Origin of the sequence: Micromonospora sp. NPDC005367 (assembly GCF_040606825.1) — a bacterium.
Classification (GTDB): Bacteria; Actinomycetota; Actinomycetes; order Mycobacteriales; family Micromonosporaceae; genus Micromonospora.
On sequence record NZ_JBEXFP010000002.1, the window covers coordinates 229,698 to 244,966 of the forward strand.

Here is a 15,269-nt window from a genome sequence, read left to right on the forward strand (position 1 = left end):
CATCCGCCGAGCAGTCACCGCGCCGGGGTGGACGCGGCCGTGGGGACGCTACCAGTGAACCCTTTTCAACCCGCACCGCGGATCGTCGTGTTCCGACCCGCGCCCGCGGCCACAACGGACCGCAAAGCGGGTGAAAAAGGGTTCAGTGTGTCCCTCCCCACCCTGTCTTACCTCAGTCGGCGCAGCCTTGTCGATGTGTGGTCGGGTTACGGATGGCTGAGAATGTGGTTAACGCGGCCGCGGACCGTGCCGGTGGAGTCACCGGCCGCCCGTCGTACGCTCGATCGGGACCGCGGGTGGAAGGGACGTGCCATGGACGTCGGACTCAAGCGTGAGCTCGAAGCGAAGGTGTACGCCGGAGAGCGGCTGAGCCGGGAGGACGGGATCGCCCTCTACGAGAGCGACGACCTGGCCTGGCTCGGGCGGCTGGCGCACCACCGGCGCACCGAGCTCAACGGCGATCGGGTGATGTTCAACGTCAACCGGCACCTGAACCTGACCAATGTCTGCTCCGCGTCGTGCGCGTACTGCTCGTTCCAGCGCAAGCCGGGTGAGAAGGACGCCTACACGATGCGTATCGACGAGGCGGTCCGCAAGGCGAAGGAGATGGAGGACGAGCAGCTCACGGAGCTGCACATCGTCAACGGCCTGCACCCCACCCTGCCCTGGCGCTACTACCCGAAGGTGCTGCGGGAGCTGAAGGCGGCGCTGCCGAACGTCAAGCTCAAGTGCTTCACCGCGACCGAGGTGCAGTGGTTCGAGAAGATCAGTGGGCTGAGCGCCGACGAGATCCTCGACGAGCTGATGGACGCCGGCCTGGAGTCGCTGACCGGCGGTGGCGCGGAGATCTTCGACTGGGAGGTCCGCCAGCACATCGTCGACCACGAATGCCACTGGGAGGACTGGTCGCGGATCCACGCGCTGGCCCACCGCAAGGGCATGAAGACGCCGGCCACGATGCTCTACGGCCACATCGAGGAGCCCCGGCACCGGGTCGACCACGTACTGCGGCTGCGGGAGCTTCAGGACGAGACCGGGGGCTTCGCCGTCTTCATCCCGCTGCGCTACCAGCACGACTTCGTCGACTCGGCGGACGGCAAGATCCGCAACCGGATCCAGGCGCGTACGACGATGGCCTCGCCGGCCGAGTCGCTGAAGACGTTCGCGGTGTCCCGGCTGCTCTTCGACAACGTGCCGCACGTCAAGTGCTTCTGGGTGATGCACGGCCTGTCGGTCGCCCAGCTCTCGCTGAACTTCGGCGCGGACGACCTGGACGGCTCGGTCGTCGAATACAAGATCACGCACGACGCGGACTCGTACGGCACCCCGAACACCATGCACCGGGAGGACCTGCTCAACCTGATCTGGGAGGCCGGCTTCCGCCCCGTCGAGCGGGACACCCGCTACAACGTGGTGCGCGAGTACGACGCCGCCCCGTCGCTGGCGGAGCGCCGGGCCGAGCCGCAGCGGGTCTGGGCCTGACCGGGCACGTACTCTCGTAGGGCGATGACTGAACAGCAGAGCAGTTTCCCCCGGCGCGACGCCGAGGGGCGGATACGTTTCCTCGGCGACCTGCTCGGGATAAGCCTCGCCGGCTGGGTGATCGGGGTGCTCGCCCTGGTGTTGTTCGACTGGGCGTTCGCCTCGTTCGGGTCGGGCGGCTTCGGGCGGGCCAACGGGTGGCTCTCGGTGATCCTCCCGGTCTGGCTCTTCTGGGAGGACTTCCGCGCCTGGGAGTTCGGTGCGGCCCGGGTGCTGGCGGGACTGGTCGCCGCCGCGGTCGGGGTGGTCGTCGGGCTACTGGTGGCCGGTCTGGCCGCGGGCCTGCCGGGGCTGCTCTCCGGCGCGCTGGCGGCGGCCGCCTTCACGGTGGCGTACGCCGTGGTGTGGTTTTCCGGCGTCCACTGGCTGGCTCGCCGGACGGGCTGAACCGCCCCTCGCGGGCTGAGGCGTCCGCCGGACCGACCGGCGGAGCGGGAACGGAGTGGTGCAGGTGAGCGCGGCGGTCAAGTACACACTGGGGCGGATAGGGCTGTTCGTCCTCGTGCTGGCGGCCCTCTGGCTGGTCGACATCAACGTCTTCCTGAAGCTGATGCTGGCGTTGGTCTTCTCCGCCGCGCTCTCGTTCTTCCTGCTCAAGGGCTGGCGGGACGAGATGGCCGAGGAGATGGCCGGCGCCGCCCAGCGCCGCCGGGAGGAGAAGCAGCGGCTGCGCTCCGCCCTGGCGGGCGAGGACGAGTCGAGCGAGGGCGAGCGGCAGGACGGGCAGCCCCGGTAGCAGGCTCCGGCGATCCGCCGCCGGCGCCGTCGTGATCGACTCGCCTTCCTTGAAGTCGGGCTGTCCGGGCATGGCGGATGGCCCGACTTCCTTGAGTTCGTACGGGCGAGCCCGGCACGGTCGACCGCGACCGTGCCGGGCTCGTCCGCTGTCACCAGTTGGTCGAGCCGGGCACGTGCGGCCAGGCCTTGTCGACCGGCTTGATGAGGTACGCGACGCCGCCGGAACCGCCGGAGACGCCACCGCTGGCGTTGATCCGCTTGGTGCGCAGCCAGATCTGCTCGAACTGCTCCCGCTGGTAGACGTTGCGCACCACGTCGTTGCTGGACGAGGCCGGGTCGTTGACGATGACGTCGCCATCGGCGGTGAAGCCGACCACCACGAACAGGTGGCCGGAGGTGCCGTAGTTCGCCCCGTCCAGTTCACTGGACAGGAAGGACTGGCTGGTCACGACCGGGATTCCGGCGGCGATGAAGCGTTCCACCTCGTCCAGGGAGTGCAGCCGGGTGACTCGTCCCTCCAGGCCGGGGAAGCTGGCGGCGTAGGCGGTGTTGAACGGCCAGTTGCCCGCGCCGTCGTATGCGTAGTCGAAGGTCATCCGCGCCGCGTGGTTCACGGTCGGGTCCGGGTAGGTCGGGTCCACCCAGGCGGTGTCCGCCTCGGACGGCTTCCGTCCCCAGTACTCGATCACCATCTCGGTGGACGTGGGGGAGCACCACGCCTCGCCGCCGCCGTCGTACTCGGGATAGTGCCCGGCGTGCACGTTCTGCGAGTACCGGGGCACCGGCAGTTCGACGCCCCAGGCGATGTGCCCTGAGCTCGGCGCGACGGTGAACCGGTCCGGGACGTTCGAACTCATCGCGCCGAGCATGTGCACCACCGGCGCGGCGGCCTGCCCGGGCGCCCGGTAGAGGGTCAGCCGCAGCTGGTACGAGCGCAGCAGCACCCCGGCTGACGCGTCGTCGATGCTGAACGTGTCGGTCCAGATCGTCGACCACGGGTCGCCCTGGCTGTTGACGGTGGTCCGCTTGATGTCCGCGTCACCGGAGGCCCAGCGACCCATCACGTACCAGGGGGTCTTGTCGCCGGTGTTGTAACCGCCCTGGAGTTCGACCTGGATCCAGGTGTCGGCGGGGGTCTCGGCGTTCCAGGAGGCGACCAGTTCGGTCGCGTCGAAGCCGACCGCGGTGACCGGGGAGGTCCAGGTGGCGTACTCCCAGGTGCGGGTGGCCCCGGTGTGCGGGTCGGTGTAGTCGGTGGTGCCGGCGGGCCGGGCCAGGGTCAGGCCGGGGCGGGCACCGGGTACGGCACGGGTGCCGGAGTGGCTGCCCCGCCGCCAGTCGGGGTAGCGGGACCAGTCGTGGAAGGTGACCTGCTCGTCGTGGCTGATCGGCCGACCGGCCGCCTGGACGGTCGCGGCGGGGGAGACCGCGTTCGCCGGTGCGGCGGTGCCGAGGAGGGTGAGCGCGGTGACGCCGGCGAGGGCGGCCACGCTCAGGCGTGATCTGACCATGGGTGCTCCGCGGGGGTGTGGTCGGGCATCGTCGCCGGTCAGTCTCCCGCTCGCAGAGAAGTTTCGCCATATCTAGATGGATGGAAAATCATTGCCGAGATGATGATCAGCTTGGCATGGAATAGACACTGGCCGATATTGATATGACCATGAGACGGGTGGTGGAGTGTCCTCCACCGAGCGGGATCTCCCGCCCCCCGAGGAGGTTGTCCATGGCCTTCCGTACACCCACCCGTCTCCGTCGCTCCCTGGCGCTCGCCGTCGCCGCCGGCCTGGGACTCGTCACCGTCGCCGCCGGGCCGGTCTCGGCACGGCCGGCCCCGGAACCCGGTGGCTCGGCCGCCGCGGCCTACCGGGTGCTCGGCCCGCGTACCCTCGCCGACCGCAACGCGGTGGCGCGGACCGGAGCCGCCATCGACTACAGCGAGCACGGCGTGCTGTACGTCTCGGCCACGACGGCCGAGGCCGCCGCGATCACTCGGCTGGGCTTCCGGCTGGAACCGGACGACGCGCCGCCCGCGCCCGACCACGGCGAGGTCGGCACCCTCGCCTTCCCGCCCGCCGACTCGAACTACCACGACTACGCGGAGCTGACCGCCGTGGTGAACCAGGTCGTCGTGGACCACCCGACGATCGCCCGCAAGCTCAGCATCGGCAGCTCCTACCAGGGCCGCGACCTGATGGCCGTGAAGATCTCCGACAACGTGACCACCGACGAGAACGAGCCGGAGATCCTCTTCAACGCGCAGCAGCACGCCCGCGAGCACCTCACCGTGGAGATGGCGATCTACTTGCTGAACCTCTTCACCGACGGGTACGGCAGCGACTCGCGGATCACGAACATCGTGAACGGTCGGGAGATCTGGATCGTGCCGACGGTGAACCCGGACGGCAGCGAGTACGACATCGCCACCGGCTCCTACCGCTCCTGGCGCAAGAACCGGCAGCCGAACAGCGGCTCCTCGGCGATCGGCACCGACCTGAACCGGAACTGGGGCTACCAGTGGGGCTGCTGCGGCGGCTCGTCCGGCTCGGCCTCGTCGGAGACCTACCGGGGCCCGTCGGCGTTCTCCGCGCCGGAGACGCAGGCGCTGCGGAACTTCGTCAACAGCCGGGTGGTCGGTGGGGTGCAGCAGATCAAGGCCAACATCGACTTTCACACGTACTCGCAGCTCGTGCTCTGGCCGTTCGGCTACACGACGGCCAACACGCCGAGCGGGATGACGGCCGACCAGTACAACACCTTCGCCACCATCGGGCAGCAGATGGCGGCCACGAACAGCTACACGCCGGAGCAGTCCAGCGACCTCTACATCGCCGACGGCACCAGCATCGACTGGATGTGGGCGGCGCACGGCATCTGGGCGTACACCTTCGAGATGTACCCGGGGTCGGCCGGTGGCGGCGGCTTCTACCCGCCCGACGAGGTGATCCCGGCGCAGACCTCCCGCAACCGGGAGGCGGTGCTGATGCTCAGCGAGTACGCCGACTGCCCGTACCGGGCGATCGGCAAGCAGGCGCAGTACTGCGGCGGAGGCGGCGGCACCACGGTCTGGTCGGACACCTTCGAGACCGCCACCGGCTGGACCGTCAACCCGTCCGGCACCGACACCGCGACTCTGGGGGCCTGGGAGCGGGGCGCCGCCCAGGCGACCACCTCCAGCGGAGCCAAGCAGCTCACCCCGTACGCCGGCGGCAACGACCTGGTCACCGGCCGGCTGGCCGGCACCTCGGCCGGTGACCACGACCTCGACGGCGGAGTGAGCAGCGTCCGGTCGCCGGCGGTTTCGCTGCCGTCCAGCGGCACGCTCACCCTCTCGCTGGCCTGGTACCTGGCACACGGCTCGAACTCCTCGTCGGCCGACTACCTCCGGGTGAGCGTGGTGCACAACGGCGGCACCACCACCCTGCTCAACCAGGCCGGTTCGGCGACCAACCGCAACGGCTCCTGGGCGGTGGCGAACCTGAACCTCACCCCGTACGCCGGGCAGAGCGTACGGATCCTGGTGCAGGCGGCGGACGCCTCGGGTGCGAGCCTCGTCGAGGCGGCTGTGGACAACGTCACCATCACCGCCTCCTGATCCGGTGGGGCCCCGTCCCGCCCCCGACGGGGCCCCACCCACCCGCCTGCGGATCGGGGCAATTCGGTAACCAACGACCGATCGGGCCGGACTCCGGGCGGTCCGACGATCGACCCGCCTGGATGGGCCCCTTCATCGATGGGGCCCGCTCGGCCGGTGCGCTACCGTCTTACCGACCGTTCCCAGCGAAGCCGGTGTGACTCCGGTGCTGTCCCGCAACTGTGATACCCCTCCGCGTGGAGGGGACGAGCCAGGTCGCCTGCGGATCGGTCGCGACCCGCGCTCTCGAGGAAGGGCGCCTCGCGGACGGGCGCTGTGTCCCTGTCGGCGAAGCACCACGCTCCTCGACCGACAGGAGGACCGATGTCCAGACGTACCCCTCGGCTGTTCGCCGCGACCCTCGCGATCGCCGCGCTCGCCCTCGGCGCCTGCGCAGAAAAGACCGACGACACGCCCGAAGCCGACACCGGACAGTCGGCCGCCGCCGCTTTCCCGGCCACCGCCGGCAAGGTCACCCTCGACCAGCGTCCCGAGAAGATCGTCTCCCTCACGCCGAGCGCGACCGAGATGCTCTTCGCCATCGGCGCCGGCCCGCAGGTGATCGCGGTCGACGACAACTCGAACTACCCGGCGGACGCGCCGAAGACCGACCTCTCCGGTTTCCAGCCCAACGCGGAGGCGATCGCCGGCCGGAACCCCGACCTGGTGGTGATCTCCGACGACCGGAACAAGATCGTCGACCAGCTCGCCAAGCTCAAGATCCCGGTCTACCTCACGCCGGCGGCGACCACCCTCGACGACACGTACCAGCAGATCACCGAGCTGGGCACCCTCACCGGGCACCCCACCGAGGCGGCCGACCTCACCCAGCGCATGCGCGACGAAATCGCCAAGCTGGTGAAGGACCTCCCGCAACGGCCGGAGAAGCTCACCTACTACCACGAGCTGGGCACGGAGCTGTACAGCGCGACCAGCAAGACCTTCATCGGCTCGCTCTACGCCATGGCCGGCCTGGAGAACATCGCCGACCCGTCGGACGCCGACGGCAAGAACGGCGGCTACCCGCAGCTCTCCCAGGAGGTCATCGTCAAGGCCGACCCGGACTTCGTCTTCCTCGCCGACACGAAGTGCTGCCAGCAGAACGCCGACACGGTCAAGGCGCGCGCCGGCTGGTCCGGGATCAGCGCGGTGAAGAACAACCAGGTGGTCGCGCTGGACGACGACATCGCCTCCCGCTGGGGACCGCGCGTGGTCGACCTGCTCCGGTCGATCGTGGACGCGGTCGCCAAGGTGCCCGCGTGACGGAGCACCGTCGGTGACCAGGGTCGCACCCGTGATCCCCGACGCGCCGCCCACCCGGCTGGCCGGGACGCCGACCCCGTCCCGGCCCGCCGGCCTGCGGCCCGGATGGCTGGCCGCCGGGATCGTCGCGGTGCTCGTCGCACTGGTGGCCGGGGTGTCGCTCGGCCCGGTCACCATCCCGCCGGGCAGCGTCGCCGCCGAACTGCTCAACCTGCTGCCCGGCGTACACCTGGACAGCGGGCTCAACGAGCGGGAAATCGCGATCGTGACCGAGCTGCGGCTGCCCCGGGTGGTGCTCGGCCTGCTCGTCGGCGGGATGCTCGCCCTGGCCGGCGGCTGCTACCAGGGCGTGTTCCGCAACCCGCTGGCCGACCCGTACCTGCTCGGCGTGGCCGCCGGGTCGGGCCTCGCGGTGACCGCGGTGATCGCCCTCGGCGGCGCCGGCACCGAAGGTGCGCTCACCGGCCTGCCGCTGACCATCCCGCTCGCCGCGTTCGCCGGCTCGCTGGGCGCGGTGGCGTTGACCTACCTGCTCGGCGCGGCAGGTGGCCGCAACCGTTCGCCCGCCATGCTGATCCTGGCCGGGGTGGCCGTCTCCGCGTTCCTCTCCGCCGGGCAGACCTACCTTCTGCAACGGCACTCCGACAGCATCCAGGCGGTCTACTCCTGGCTGCTCGGCCGGCTCGCCACCGCCGGCTGGCACGACGTGCTGCTGGTCCTGCCGTACGCCGTACTCACCGGCGTCGTGGTGTTGCTGCACGGCCGGGAACTGGACGTCCTGTCGGTCGGTGACGACGAGGCGAGCAGCCTCGGCCTGCACCCGCAGCGCTCCCGCTACCTGCTGATCGCCGCGGCCTCGCTCGGCACCGCCGCGGCGGTCTCCGCCACCGGCCTGATCGGCTTCGTCGGCATCATCGTGCCGCACACCGTGCGGCTGCTCGCCGGATCGAGCTACCGGGTGATCCTGCCGCTCTCCCTGCTCTTCGGCGCCGCCTTCCTGGCGCTCACCGACGTGGCGGCACGTACCGTCGCCGCGCCCGCCGAGATCCCGATCGGTGTGGTGACGGCCCTGCTCGGCGGCCCGTTCTTCGTCCTGGTCCTGCGCACCGCGCGGCGGGTGCTCACGTGAGCGCCGCACGGGCCGTCGAGGTGCGTGACCTGCACGTCACCCTGGACCGCACGCCGATCCTCGCCGGCGTCGACCTGACCGTCGCCGTCGGCGAGTGGGTCACCGTGATCGGTCCCAACGGCGCCGGCAAGTCGACCCTGTTGCGCGCCGTCGGCGGGCTGCTGGCCGCGCCGGGCGCCGTCACCCTCTTCGGTACGCCCATCGAGTCGCTGCGCCGGCGGGACCGGGCCCGGGTGGTGGCCACGGTGGCACAGTCCCCGGTGGTGCCGCCCGGCATGTCGGTACTGGACTACGTGCTGCTCGGCCGCACCCCGTACATCCCGTCGCTGGGGCGGGAGTCGGCCGCCGACCTGGCCGCCGTGCACGAAGTGCTGGCGCGGCTGGACCTGACCAGCTTCGTACGGCGCGAACTCGCGACCCTCTCCGGCGGTGAACGGCAGCGGGTCTTCCTGGCCCGGGCGCTCGCCCAGGGCGCCACGCTGATGCTGCTCGACGAGCCGACCAGCGCGCTGGACATCGGCCACCAGCAGGAGGTGCTGGACCTCGTCGACCAGTTGCGCCGTGAGCACGGGCTGACCGTGGTCGCCACCATGCACGACCTCTCGATCGCCGGCGAGTACGCCGACCGGATGGTGCTGCTAGCGGCCGGCCGGGTGGCCGCCGCCGGGACTCCCCGGGAGGTGCTCACCGAACGGCTGCTCGCCGAGCACTACAAGGCCAGCGTCCGCGTGGTCGACGGCGACCACGGCCCCCTTATAGTTCCCGTCCGCCGCCGCTGACCCCTCCGCGCTGCCGCCGGTCGCCGTCGCGCGGTCGCTGCTGTCCCGCGGTCGCTGCTGTCCTGCAGTCATGATCGCGCTCGATCCTTGATTTAGTGCCCTCCCCGCCGCGTCGAGGCCACTACAACCTGGATCGAGCGCGATCATGCTGCGGTGCGGTGCGGTGCGGTGCGGTGCGGTGCGGTGCGGTGCGGTGCGGGGGTGCGGGGGTGCGGGGGTGCGGGGTCAGGGGCCGCCGATGTCGATGACCGAGAAGAGGGCCCCCTGGGGGTCGCGTAGGGCGGCGAACCGGCCGGTCGGGATGTCCCTCGGCGGCACCAGGATGGACCCGCCCAGCGTGGCGGCCCGGGCTGCGGCCGCGTCGGTGTCGGCGACCGCGAAGTAGACCGTCCAGTACGCCGGCAGGTCGTCCGGGAAGTCGTCGGCGAGCGGAGGCATCATCCCGGCCACGATCTGCGCGCCGAGCCGCCAACCGGTGTAGGTCATCGATCCGACCAACTGGTCGTCCGGCTGCCAGCCGAAGACCAGCTCGTAGAAGACCTTGGCCCCCTCGGGGTCGGGGGTGACCAGTTCGTTCCAGGCCATCGCGCCCGGAACGTTGAAGACCTCGCCACCGGGCATCGCCAACGGTTGCCAGACGCTGAACGACGCGCCGGCCGGGTCCGCGAAGACCGCCATCCGGCCGCGGTCGAACACCTCGAACGGTGGTACCACCACCTGCCCGCCGGCCCGCTCGACCCGTCCGGCGACCAGGTCGGCGTCGTCGGTGGCCATGTAGGTCGACCAGATCGGCACCTGGTCGGGGATGGCCGGCGGACCGGCCCCGGCGACCGCGCGCCCCTGTAGCTGGAAGACCGTGTAACCGCTCGCCTCCGGCTCCGGCGCCACTCGTCCGGTCCAGCCGAACAGCTCCGGATAGAACCGCCGCGCGTCGACCAGGTCGGGGGTGGCCAGGTCGGCCCAGCAGGGCGTACCCGGCGGGACGGTGTTCACGGCGACCCCTCTCGGCTCGGGGCGACACGACGTCTCCCTTGCCGGAATCCTGGCACCGCCCGACCGACGTGCGGGGTCGAAACGGACAAATCGTCAGCTGAATCGGCGACCCTCGTCCCGCCGGTACGCCCAGACTGCCAGCGTCGCAAGGGCCACCACCCAGACGCCCAGCATGGTCAGCGGCAGCGGGCGCGCCGGGTAGTCGCCGACGGTCGCCCACATCAGCTCGACCGCGCCCCGGGTGGGCAGGTACGGCGCGATCACCTCGATGAACCCCGGCGCCTCGTCCGGGGCGGAGAGCAGGCCACCGCCGAAGGCGAGCGGGAAGAAGATGATCTGCGCGACCACGATGGCCGCCTTGCTGGGCAGTGAGTAGCCGATGGCGAGCCCCATCAGCGTGAACGGCACCGACACCACCGCCACGGTGCCGATGGCCAGCAGGAACGCCATCGGCGTGATCTGCGCGGCGGTCAGCGTCGCACCGATCACCACCACCGGGATCAGCGACAGGTAGGTGAGGACGAGCCCGGCCAGCACGCGACCGGCGAGCCGGGGCCCCGGCCCGGCGGGCAGGGTTCGGGTGTACGGATCCCAGGGCTGCGCGCGATCCTCGGCGACGCCGATGCCGTACTGGAAGATGTTGGCGCTCATCACCGCGAACGTGACCATCGAGGCGGTGGCGTACGTGGCCCCGACGGCGTCCTTGCCGGCGAACGGCACCACGAAGAAGAGCATCGCGGCGGCGGGGAAGAACGCGCTGCCGACGACGGCGATCGGGATGCGGACGGTCTCCAGCAGTTGGTACCGGGTGTGGACCAGGGTGAGTTGCATCCCTTCCCCCTCCTCAGGCGGTGGCCGGTCGGCCGCCTGCGGCGGCGGTGGTGGGCTCGTCGTCATCGCCGGCCGGCCGGCTCCCGACCGTCACCGGGCTGTCGCCCGGCCGGGGTCCACGGGAGTCGCCGTTCGGCGACTCCTCGGCAGTGATGGCGAGGAACGCCTCCTCCAACGAGGTGGGGCGTACCTCCAGGTCGGTGAAGGCGACTCCGGCGGTGACCAGGTCCCGCACCAACTGGTCGGCGTCGGTGGTGAGCAGGTGGTTGCGGCCGTCGATCAGCTCGGACCGCACCACCCCGGGCAGCGCCGGCAGGTCGTCGGCGACGAAGCTGACCCGACGTACGCCGACCACGGAGCGGACCGCGTCCACGCTGTCGTCGGCTAGCACCCGACCGTGCCCGATCACCACGACCCGGCTGGCCAGCGCCTCCACCTCCTCCAGGTAGTGGCTGCTCAACAGCACCGTCCCGCCTTCGGCGTGGAAGGCGCGGATGGCGGCCCAGAGGGTGCGGCGGGCCTCGACGTCGAGGCCGGTGGTCGGCTCGTCGAGCAGCACCAGCCGGGGGCGGCCGACGAAGGCCAACGCCACTGCCAGTCGTCGGCGCTGGCCGCCGGAGAGACCACCGGTCTGCCGCCGGATCTGGTCGGTAAGCCCGAAACGGTCGAGCAATTCGTCGCGGGGCACCGGGTCGGCGTAGTGCGCGGCGGCGAAGTCCACCACCTCACCGACGCGCAACGTGCCGGGCAGGCCGGTCTCCTGCGGCGTCATGCCGAGCTGCCGCCGTGGCGCCGGGTCGCGAGGGTCACCGCCGAAGACCTCCACCCGACCGGAGGTGGGGCGGCGCAGACCGACGATCAGATTCATCAGGGTGCTCTTGCCGGCGCCGTTCGGCCCGAGCAGGCCGACCATCTCGCCGGCACGGACGGTCAGGTCGACCCGGTCGAGAGCCAGCACGTCGCCGTAGCGGCGGGAGACCTGGTCGGCGCGCGCCAGGATCATGCGGTTCTCCTTCATGGATACCGTGAATCTCTGCCGGCTCTCTGTCTACTCCGCCGATGCCAGTCCCGCTGCCCCGTGAGCAGCGTGTCGACTACTCCGCGTGCGCGCCTCGCCCAGGTGCCGCCCAGCCGCGGACGTTCAGCCGGCCAGGGCGGCTGGCAGCGGGTCCCGGTGCAGCACGGCCAGCCCGGACACCGCCCGGGTCAGCACGACGTAGAGCCGGTGCAGGCCGCGTGGTTCGGCGGCCACGATCGCGGCCGGCTCGACGACCACCACGTGGTCGTACTCCAGGCCCTTCACCAGCGTCGCCGGCACCACGGTGACCCGCGCCGCGGTCGACACGTCGTCGGCGGTCGCGGTCTCGACCCCCGCGTCGGCGAGCACCGTCCGCAACTGCTCCACCGCGTCGTCGGCGGCGATGACACCGACCGAACCGTCGTGCGTGAGCGCCGCCCGCACCTCGGCCACCGCCGCAGCGGTCAGATCAGTCACCGTACGCACGTCGAGCCCGCCGTCACTGCGCAGCGACTCGGCGGGCGGGACGTTCACGGCGAGTGCCGGGAGCAACCGGTTCGCGAACGCGACCACGGCGGCCGGTACCCGGAAGCCGACCGTCAACGGAACCACTACCGCGTCCGGCTTGCCCAGGTGGGCGAGGGTCTCGCGCCAGTCGGTGGCGGCCCAGGGGGCGGTGCCCTGCGCCAGGTCGCCGAGGAGGGTGATCGACGCGTGCTCGCTGCGGCGCGCGATGGCCCGGCACTGCATCGGCGAGAGGTCCTGTGCCTCGTCGATGACGACGTGGCCGAAGCCGGCCGGTCGCTCGATCAGTCCCGCGGCCTCGTCGATGAGGACCGCGTCCGCGGCCGTCCACCGGGTCGCCTTCGCGGTGCGTGGGGGCTTCGCCCAGGTCAGCTGCGCCTGTTCGGTTTCGGTGAGCAGACCGTCCGCAGCGGCGGCGAGTGCCGCCGGGTCGGCGAGCAGGGCGTGCACGAGACCCTCCGGGGTGACCGCCGGCCAGACCGCGTCGAGGAAGGTCGTCACCGGCCGTGACTTCGCCATCCGGCGCAGCCAGGCGTCGCTGGGCGACTCGGCGCGGCGCGCCTCGGACTGCCGTTGCAGCAGGCTCACCACCCGCGCCCGGACCCGCTCACGGCCGACGGCGTACGGCAGCCCTTCCTGACAGGTCTCCTCGAGCACCCGGTGCAGCGGCTCCAGCCCGATCCGCCAGCGGAACGAGCCGTCGGACACCATGATCGGCTCGGTCGGCTCCCCGATGTGGATCTCGAGCGCGCGGCGCAGCACCTCCGCCATCCGTACGTCGTGCTTCAGCGTCGCCGTGACGACGTCGTCGACCGCGCGCATCGGCACCCGCGCCACCAGGTCCTCCACCGTGGACTGCTCGACCTCCACCTCGCCGAGGGCAGGCAGCACCGCCGCGATGTACGACAGGAACGCCCGGTTCGGTCCGACGATCAGCACGCCGGACCGGTTCAGCCGCTCCCGGTGCAGGTAGAGCAGGTAGGCGGCCCGGTGCAGCCCGACCGCGGTCTTTCCGGTGCCCGGCGCGCCCTGCACGCAGATCGAGTCGGCGAGGTCGGCTCGGACGAGTTCGTCCTGCTCCGGCTGGATGGTGGCGACGATGTCCCGCATCGGCCCGACGCGGGGGCGTTCGATCTCGGCGGTCAGGATCCGGCTCGCGGTGCCGAGTTCCTCGCCCCGATCCAGATGCTCGTCCTCGAAGCTGGTCAGCACGCCGGTGCTGAACCCGAACCGGCGGCGTACGGTCACCCCCTGCGGGTCCCGGGCGCTGGCCCGGTAGAACGACCGGGAGACCGGGGCCCGCCAGTCGATCACCATCGGCTCGCCCAACTCGTCGGTGACGTGCCGCCGTCCGACGTGGTAGACACCGACGACCTCGTCGTCGGGGCCGGCGTCGTCGCTGTGCCGGCGGTCGGCGGTCCCGCCGAAGTTCAGCCGGCCGAAGAAGAGCGGGGTGCTCGGGTCGTCGGCCAGCTCCTTCACCCGGCGGGCCATGTGGCGGCCCAGCTGTTCGGCGGTGTACGAGTCACCGGCGACCTTGTCACCGGTGGTGAAGAGGGCCTGCGCGCGTTCCCGCATCCGGCGCAGCGCCGCTCGGGAACTCTCCAGGTGGGCGCGCTCCGACGTCAGTTCCTCATCGAGGCGGGCAGGGTCGTTAGACGTGTGGGCGGCAAGGGTCATCCGAGGCGACCTTCCGGTGCGTTCGTGTGATCGGTTGACCTGGGCCGCCCGGCGCTCCGTCGACGCGGTGCCGGCTGTGCCCATAGGCAGGAGGCGCGCGTCAACGCGCGCGATCGTCCACCTTACGCCTCGACGCGGCCGGCGCCGAGTGAATTCCGGACCGGTGCGCGGCCCGCTGCCGGTCGCCGTGCGGTTGCCGCGCCAGTCGCCTTGATCCGGCGCCCGCCCTGCGCGGACACGTGTGCGCGGCCCCTCGGCAGCCAACGCGCACACGAACGCCGGCGTCACCAACTCCGTTGAGGTTGATACCTCTCAGGCATATTTATGCCCCAGAGGTATCAACCTCGTGGTGATGTCCGATGGTCGGCCAACCGGCCAACCGGCCAACCGGCCAACCGGGCGGCAGGGCCGCCAGGCTGCCGCGCGGCCGGGCTGCCAGGCGGCAGGGCAACCGGGCGACAGGTCCGGTGCGTACCCCGAGATGGCCCCCTCGGGGAGCGCGCCGGGTGGGGTGGACGGCGAGGTGGGGCAACGGCCGGGATCATGGAGGGTATGACGGAGCCGCCTGCCGAGCGACGCGGAGTGATGGTCAGTGACCCGCAGGTGATGCGGGCGCTGGCTCATCCCGCCCGACTCGCGATCATGGAACAACTGAGTGCGCTCGCCGAGGGTGCGACCGCCACGGAGTGCGCCGAGGTGGTCGGCCTCTCGCCGAGCGCCACCAGCTACCACCTGCGGGAGCTGGCCAAGGCCGGCCTGGTCGAGCCGGCGCCGAGCCGTGGTGACGCGCGGGAGCGGATCTGGCGGGCCGTCGGCTCCAGCTGGACGGTGGACGCTGGTCGCGACGCCGCGCCGGAGGCCGTGGCGGCGCAGACCGCGCTCGTCGAGGCGTTCCTCGCCGTCGAGCTGGAGCGCAGCCGCAACTGGTTGCGGCGCGCGTCGACCGAGCCGCCCGAGTGGTACGACGTCGCCCGGCTCTTCGACAGCCAGCTTCTGATCACCGCGGCGGAGCTCGCCGAGCTGAACGATGCGGTGGATCGGCTGCTGGAGCCGTACCGCAAGCGGACGCGTACCGATCCGCCGTCCGACGCCCGGACAGTCTCGATCCACTACAAGGCGCTGCCGCTGGAGTGAACAGGG

The 15,269-nt window shown here is 71.3% G+C and carries 13 protein-coding genes; 8 read left to right on the forward strand and 5 right to left on the reverse strand.

Annotation, left to right across the window (positions count from 1 at the left end; all coding sequences use genetic code 11):
• Positions 1–312 precede the first annotated feature (312 nt).
• From mqnE to ABZS42_RS02585, 3 genes are all read left to right on the forward strand, one after another.
• Complete coding sequence (gene mqnE, locus ABZS42_RS02575; protein WP_355141767.1) at positions 313–1,482, forward strand: aminofutalosine synthase MqnE; 1,170 nt, start codon at positions 313–315, stop codon at positions 1,480–1,482.
• Between the two features lie 24 nt (positions 1,483–1,506).
• A complete protein-coding gene (locus tag ABZS42_RS02580; RefSeq protein WP_355141769.1) occupies positions 1,507–1,929 on the forward strand; it encodes a hypothetical protein in 423 nt (140 codons plus the stop codon).
• 64 nt (positions 1,930–1,993) lie between these two features.
• The gene (locus ABZS42_RS02585; RefSeq protein WP_355141771.1) at positions 1,994–2,278 is read left to right on the forward strand and encodes a DUF4229 domain-containing protein; all 285 of its coding nucleotides are present in this window, start codon (positions 1,994–1,996) and stop codon (positions 2,276–2,278) included.
• Positions 2,279–2,429: 151 nt separating this feature from the next.
• On the opposite strand, the gene ABZS42_RS02590 is transcribed toward ABZS42_RS02585, so the two are convergent.
• Complete coding sequence (locus tag ABZS42_RS02590) at positions 2,430–3,791, reverse strand: C39 family peptidase (protein ID WP_355141773.1); 1,362 nt, start codon at positions 3,789–3,791, stop codon at positions 2,430–2,432.
• 212 nt (positions 3,792–4,003) lie between these two features.
• On the opposite strand from ABZS42_RS02590, the gene ABZS42_RS02595 reads away from it, so the two are divergent.
• The 4 genes from ABZS42_RS02595 to ABZS42_RS02610 all read left to right on the forward strand — a co-directional run bounded on the left by ABZS42_RS02595 (position 4,004) and on the right by ABZS42_RS02610 (position 9,082).
• A complete protein-coding gene (locus ABZS42_RS02595; RefSeq protein WP_355141775.1) occupies positions 4,004–5,872 on the forward strand; it encodes a M14 family metallopeptidase in 1,869 nt (622 codons plus the stop codon).
• Between the two features lie 363 nt (positions 5,873–6,235).
• Positions 6,236–7,174, forward strand: a complete 939-nt coding sequence (locus ABZS42_RS02600) for an ABC transporter substrate-binding protein (protein ID WP_355141777.1) — start codon at positions 6,236–6,238, stop codon at positions 7,172–7,174.
• A 34-nt stretch (positions 7,175–7,208) separates the two neighbouring features.
• Positions 7,209–8,303: an iron ABC transporter permease gene (locus ABZS42_RS02605; RefSeq protein WP_355141920.1), complete on the forward strand. Its 1,095-nt coding sequence runs from the start codon at positions 7,209–7,211 to the stop codon at positions 8,301–8,303.
• A complete protein-coding gene (locus ABZS42_RS02610; protein WP_355141779.1) occupies positions 8,300–9,082 on the forward strand; it encodes an ABC transporter ATP-binding protein in 783 nt (260 codons plus the stop codon). Before ABZS42_RS02605 ends, ABZS42_RS02610 begins: the two co-directional genes overlap by 4 nt.
• Positions 9,083–9,307: 225 nt before the next feature.
• Here the strand turns inward: ABZS42_RS02610 and ABZS42_RS02615 are convergent, their stop codons facing one another.
• The 4 genes from ABZS42_RS02615 to ABZS42_RS02630 all read right to left on the reverse strand — a co-directional run bounded on the left by ABZS42_RS02615 (position 9,308) and on the right by ABZS42_RS02630 (position 14,129).
• Positions 9,308–10,075, reverse strand: a complete 768-nt coding sequence (locus tag ABZS42_RS02615) for a VOC family protein (protein WP_355141781.1) — start codon at positions 10,073–10,075, stop codon at positions 9,308–9,310.
• 93 nt (positions 10,076–10,168) lie between these two features.
• Positions 10,169–10,906, reverse strand: a complete 738-nt coding sequence (locus ABZS42_RS02620; RefSeq protein ID WP_355141783.1) for an ABC transporter permease — start codon at positions 10,904–10,906, stop codon at positions 10,169–10,171.
• A gap of 13 nt (positions 10,907–10,919) precedes the next feature.
• On the reverse strand, positions 10,920–11,909 hold the full coding sequence (locus tag ABZS42_RS02625; protein ID WP_355141785.1) for an ABC transporter ATP-binding protein: 990 nt from the start codon (positions 11,907–11,909) through the stop codon (positions 10,920–10,922).
• 138 nt (positions 11,910–12,047) lie between these two features.
• Positions 12,048–14,129, reverse strand: coding sequence for an AAA family ATPase (locus ABZS42_RS02630; RefSeq protein ID WP_355141787.1), 2,082 nt, complete (start codon positions 14,127–14,129; stop codon positions 12,048–12,050).
• Positions 14,130–14,681: 552 nt separating this feature from the next.
• Here ABZS42_RS02630 and ABZS42_RS02635 point away from each other — a divergent pair.
• Positions 14,682–15,263: a metalloregulator ArsR/SmtB family transcription factor gene (locus ABZS42_RS02635; protein WP_355141789.1), complete on the forward strand. Its 582-nt coding sequence runs from the start codon at positions 14,682–14,684 to the stop codon at positions 15,261–15,263.
• Positions 15,264–15,269: the final 6 nt, after the last annotated feature.

What these genes read in the sequence shown, in the direction of transcription:
- ABZS42_RS02620 (WP_355141783.1), bottom strand. Translation starts at nt 10,906, where the DNA reads ATGCAACTCACCCTGGTCCACACCCGGTACCAACTGCTGGAGACCGTC.
- mqnE (WP_355141767.1), top strand. Translation starts at nt 313, where the DNA reads ATGGACGTCGGACTCAAGCGTGAGCTCGAAGCGAAGGTGTACGCCGGA.
- ABZS42_RS02635 (WP_355141789.1), top strand. Translation starts at nt 14,682, where the DNA reads ATGACGGAGCCGCCTGCCGAGCGACGCGGAGTGATGGTCAGTGACCCG.
- ABZS42_RS02625 (WP_355141785.1), bottom strand. Translation starts at nt 11,909, where the DNA reads ATGATCCTGGCGCGCGCCGACCAGGTCTCCCGCCGCTACGGCGACGTG.
- ABZS42_RS02600 (WP_355141777.1), top strand. Translation starts at nt 6,236, where the DNA reads ATGTCCAGACGTACCCCTCGGCTGTTCGCCGCGACCCTCGCGATCGCC.
- ABZS42_RS02630 (WP_355141787.1), bottom strand. Translation starts at nt 14,129, where the DNA reads ATGACCCTTGCCGCCCACACGTCTAACGACCCTGCCCGCCTCGATGAG.
- ABZS42_RS02590 (WP_355141773.1), bottom strand. Translation starts at nt 3,791, where the DNA reads ATGGTCAGATCACGCCTGAGCGTGGCCGCCCTCGCCGGCGTCACCGCG.
- ABZS42_RS02595 (WP_355141775.1), top strand. Translation starts at nt 4,004, where the DNA reads ATGGCCTTCCGTACACCCACCCGTCTCCGTCGCTCCCTGGCGCTCGCC.
- ABZS42_RS02580 (WP_355141769.1), top strand. Translation starts at nt 1,507, where the DNA reads ATGACTGAACAGCAGAGCAGTTTCCCCCGGCGCGACGCCGAGGGGCGG.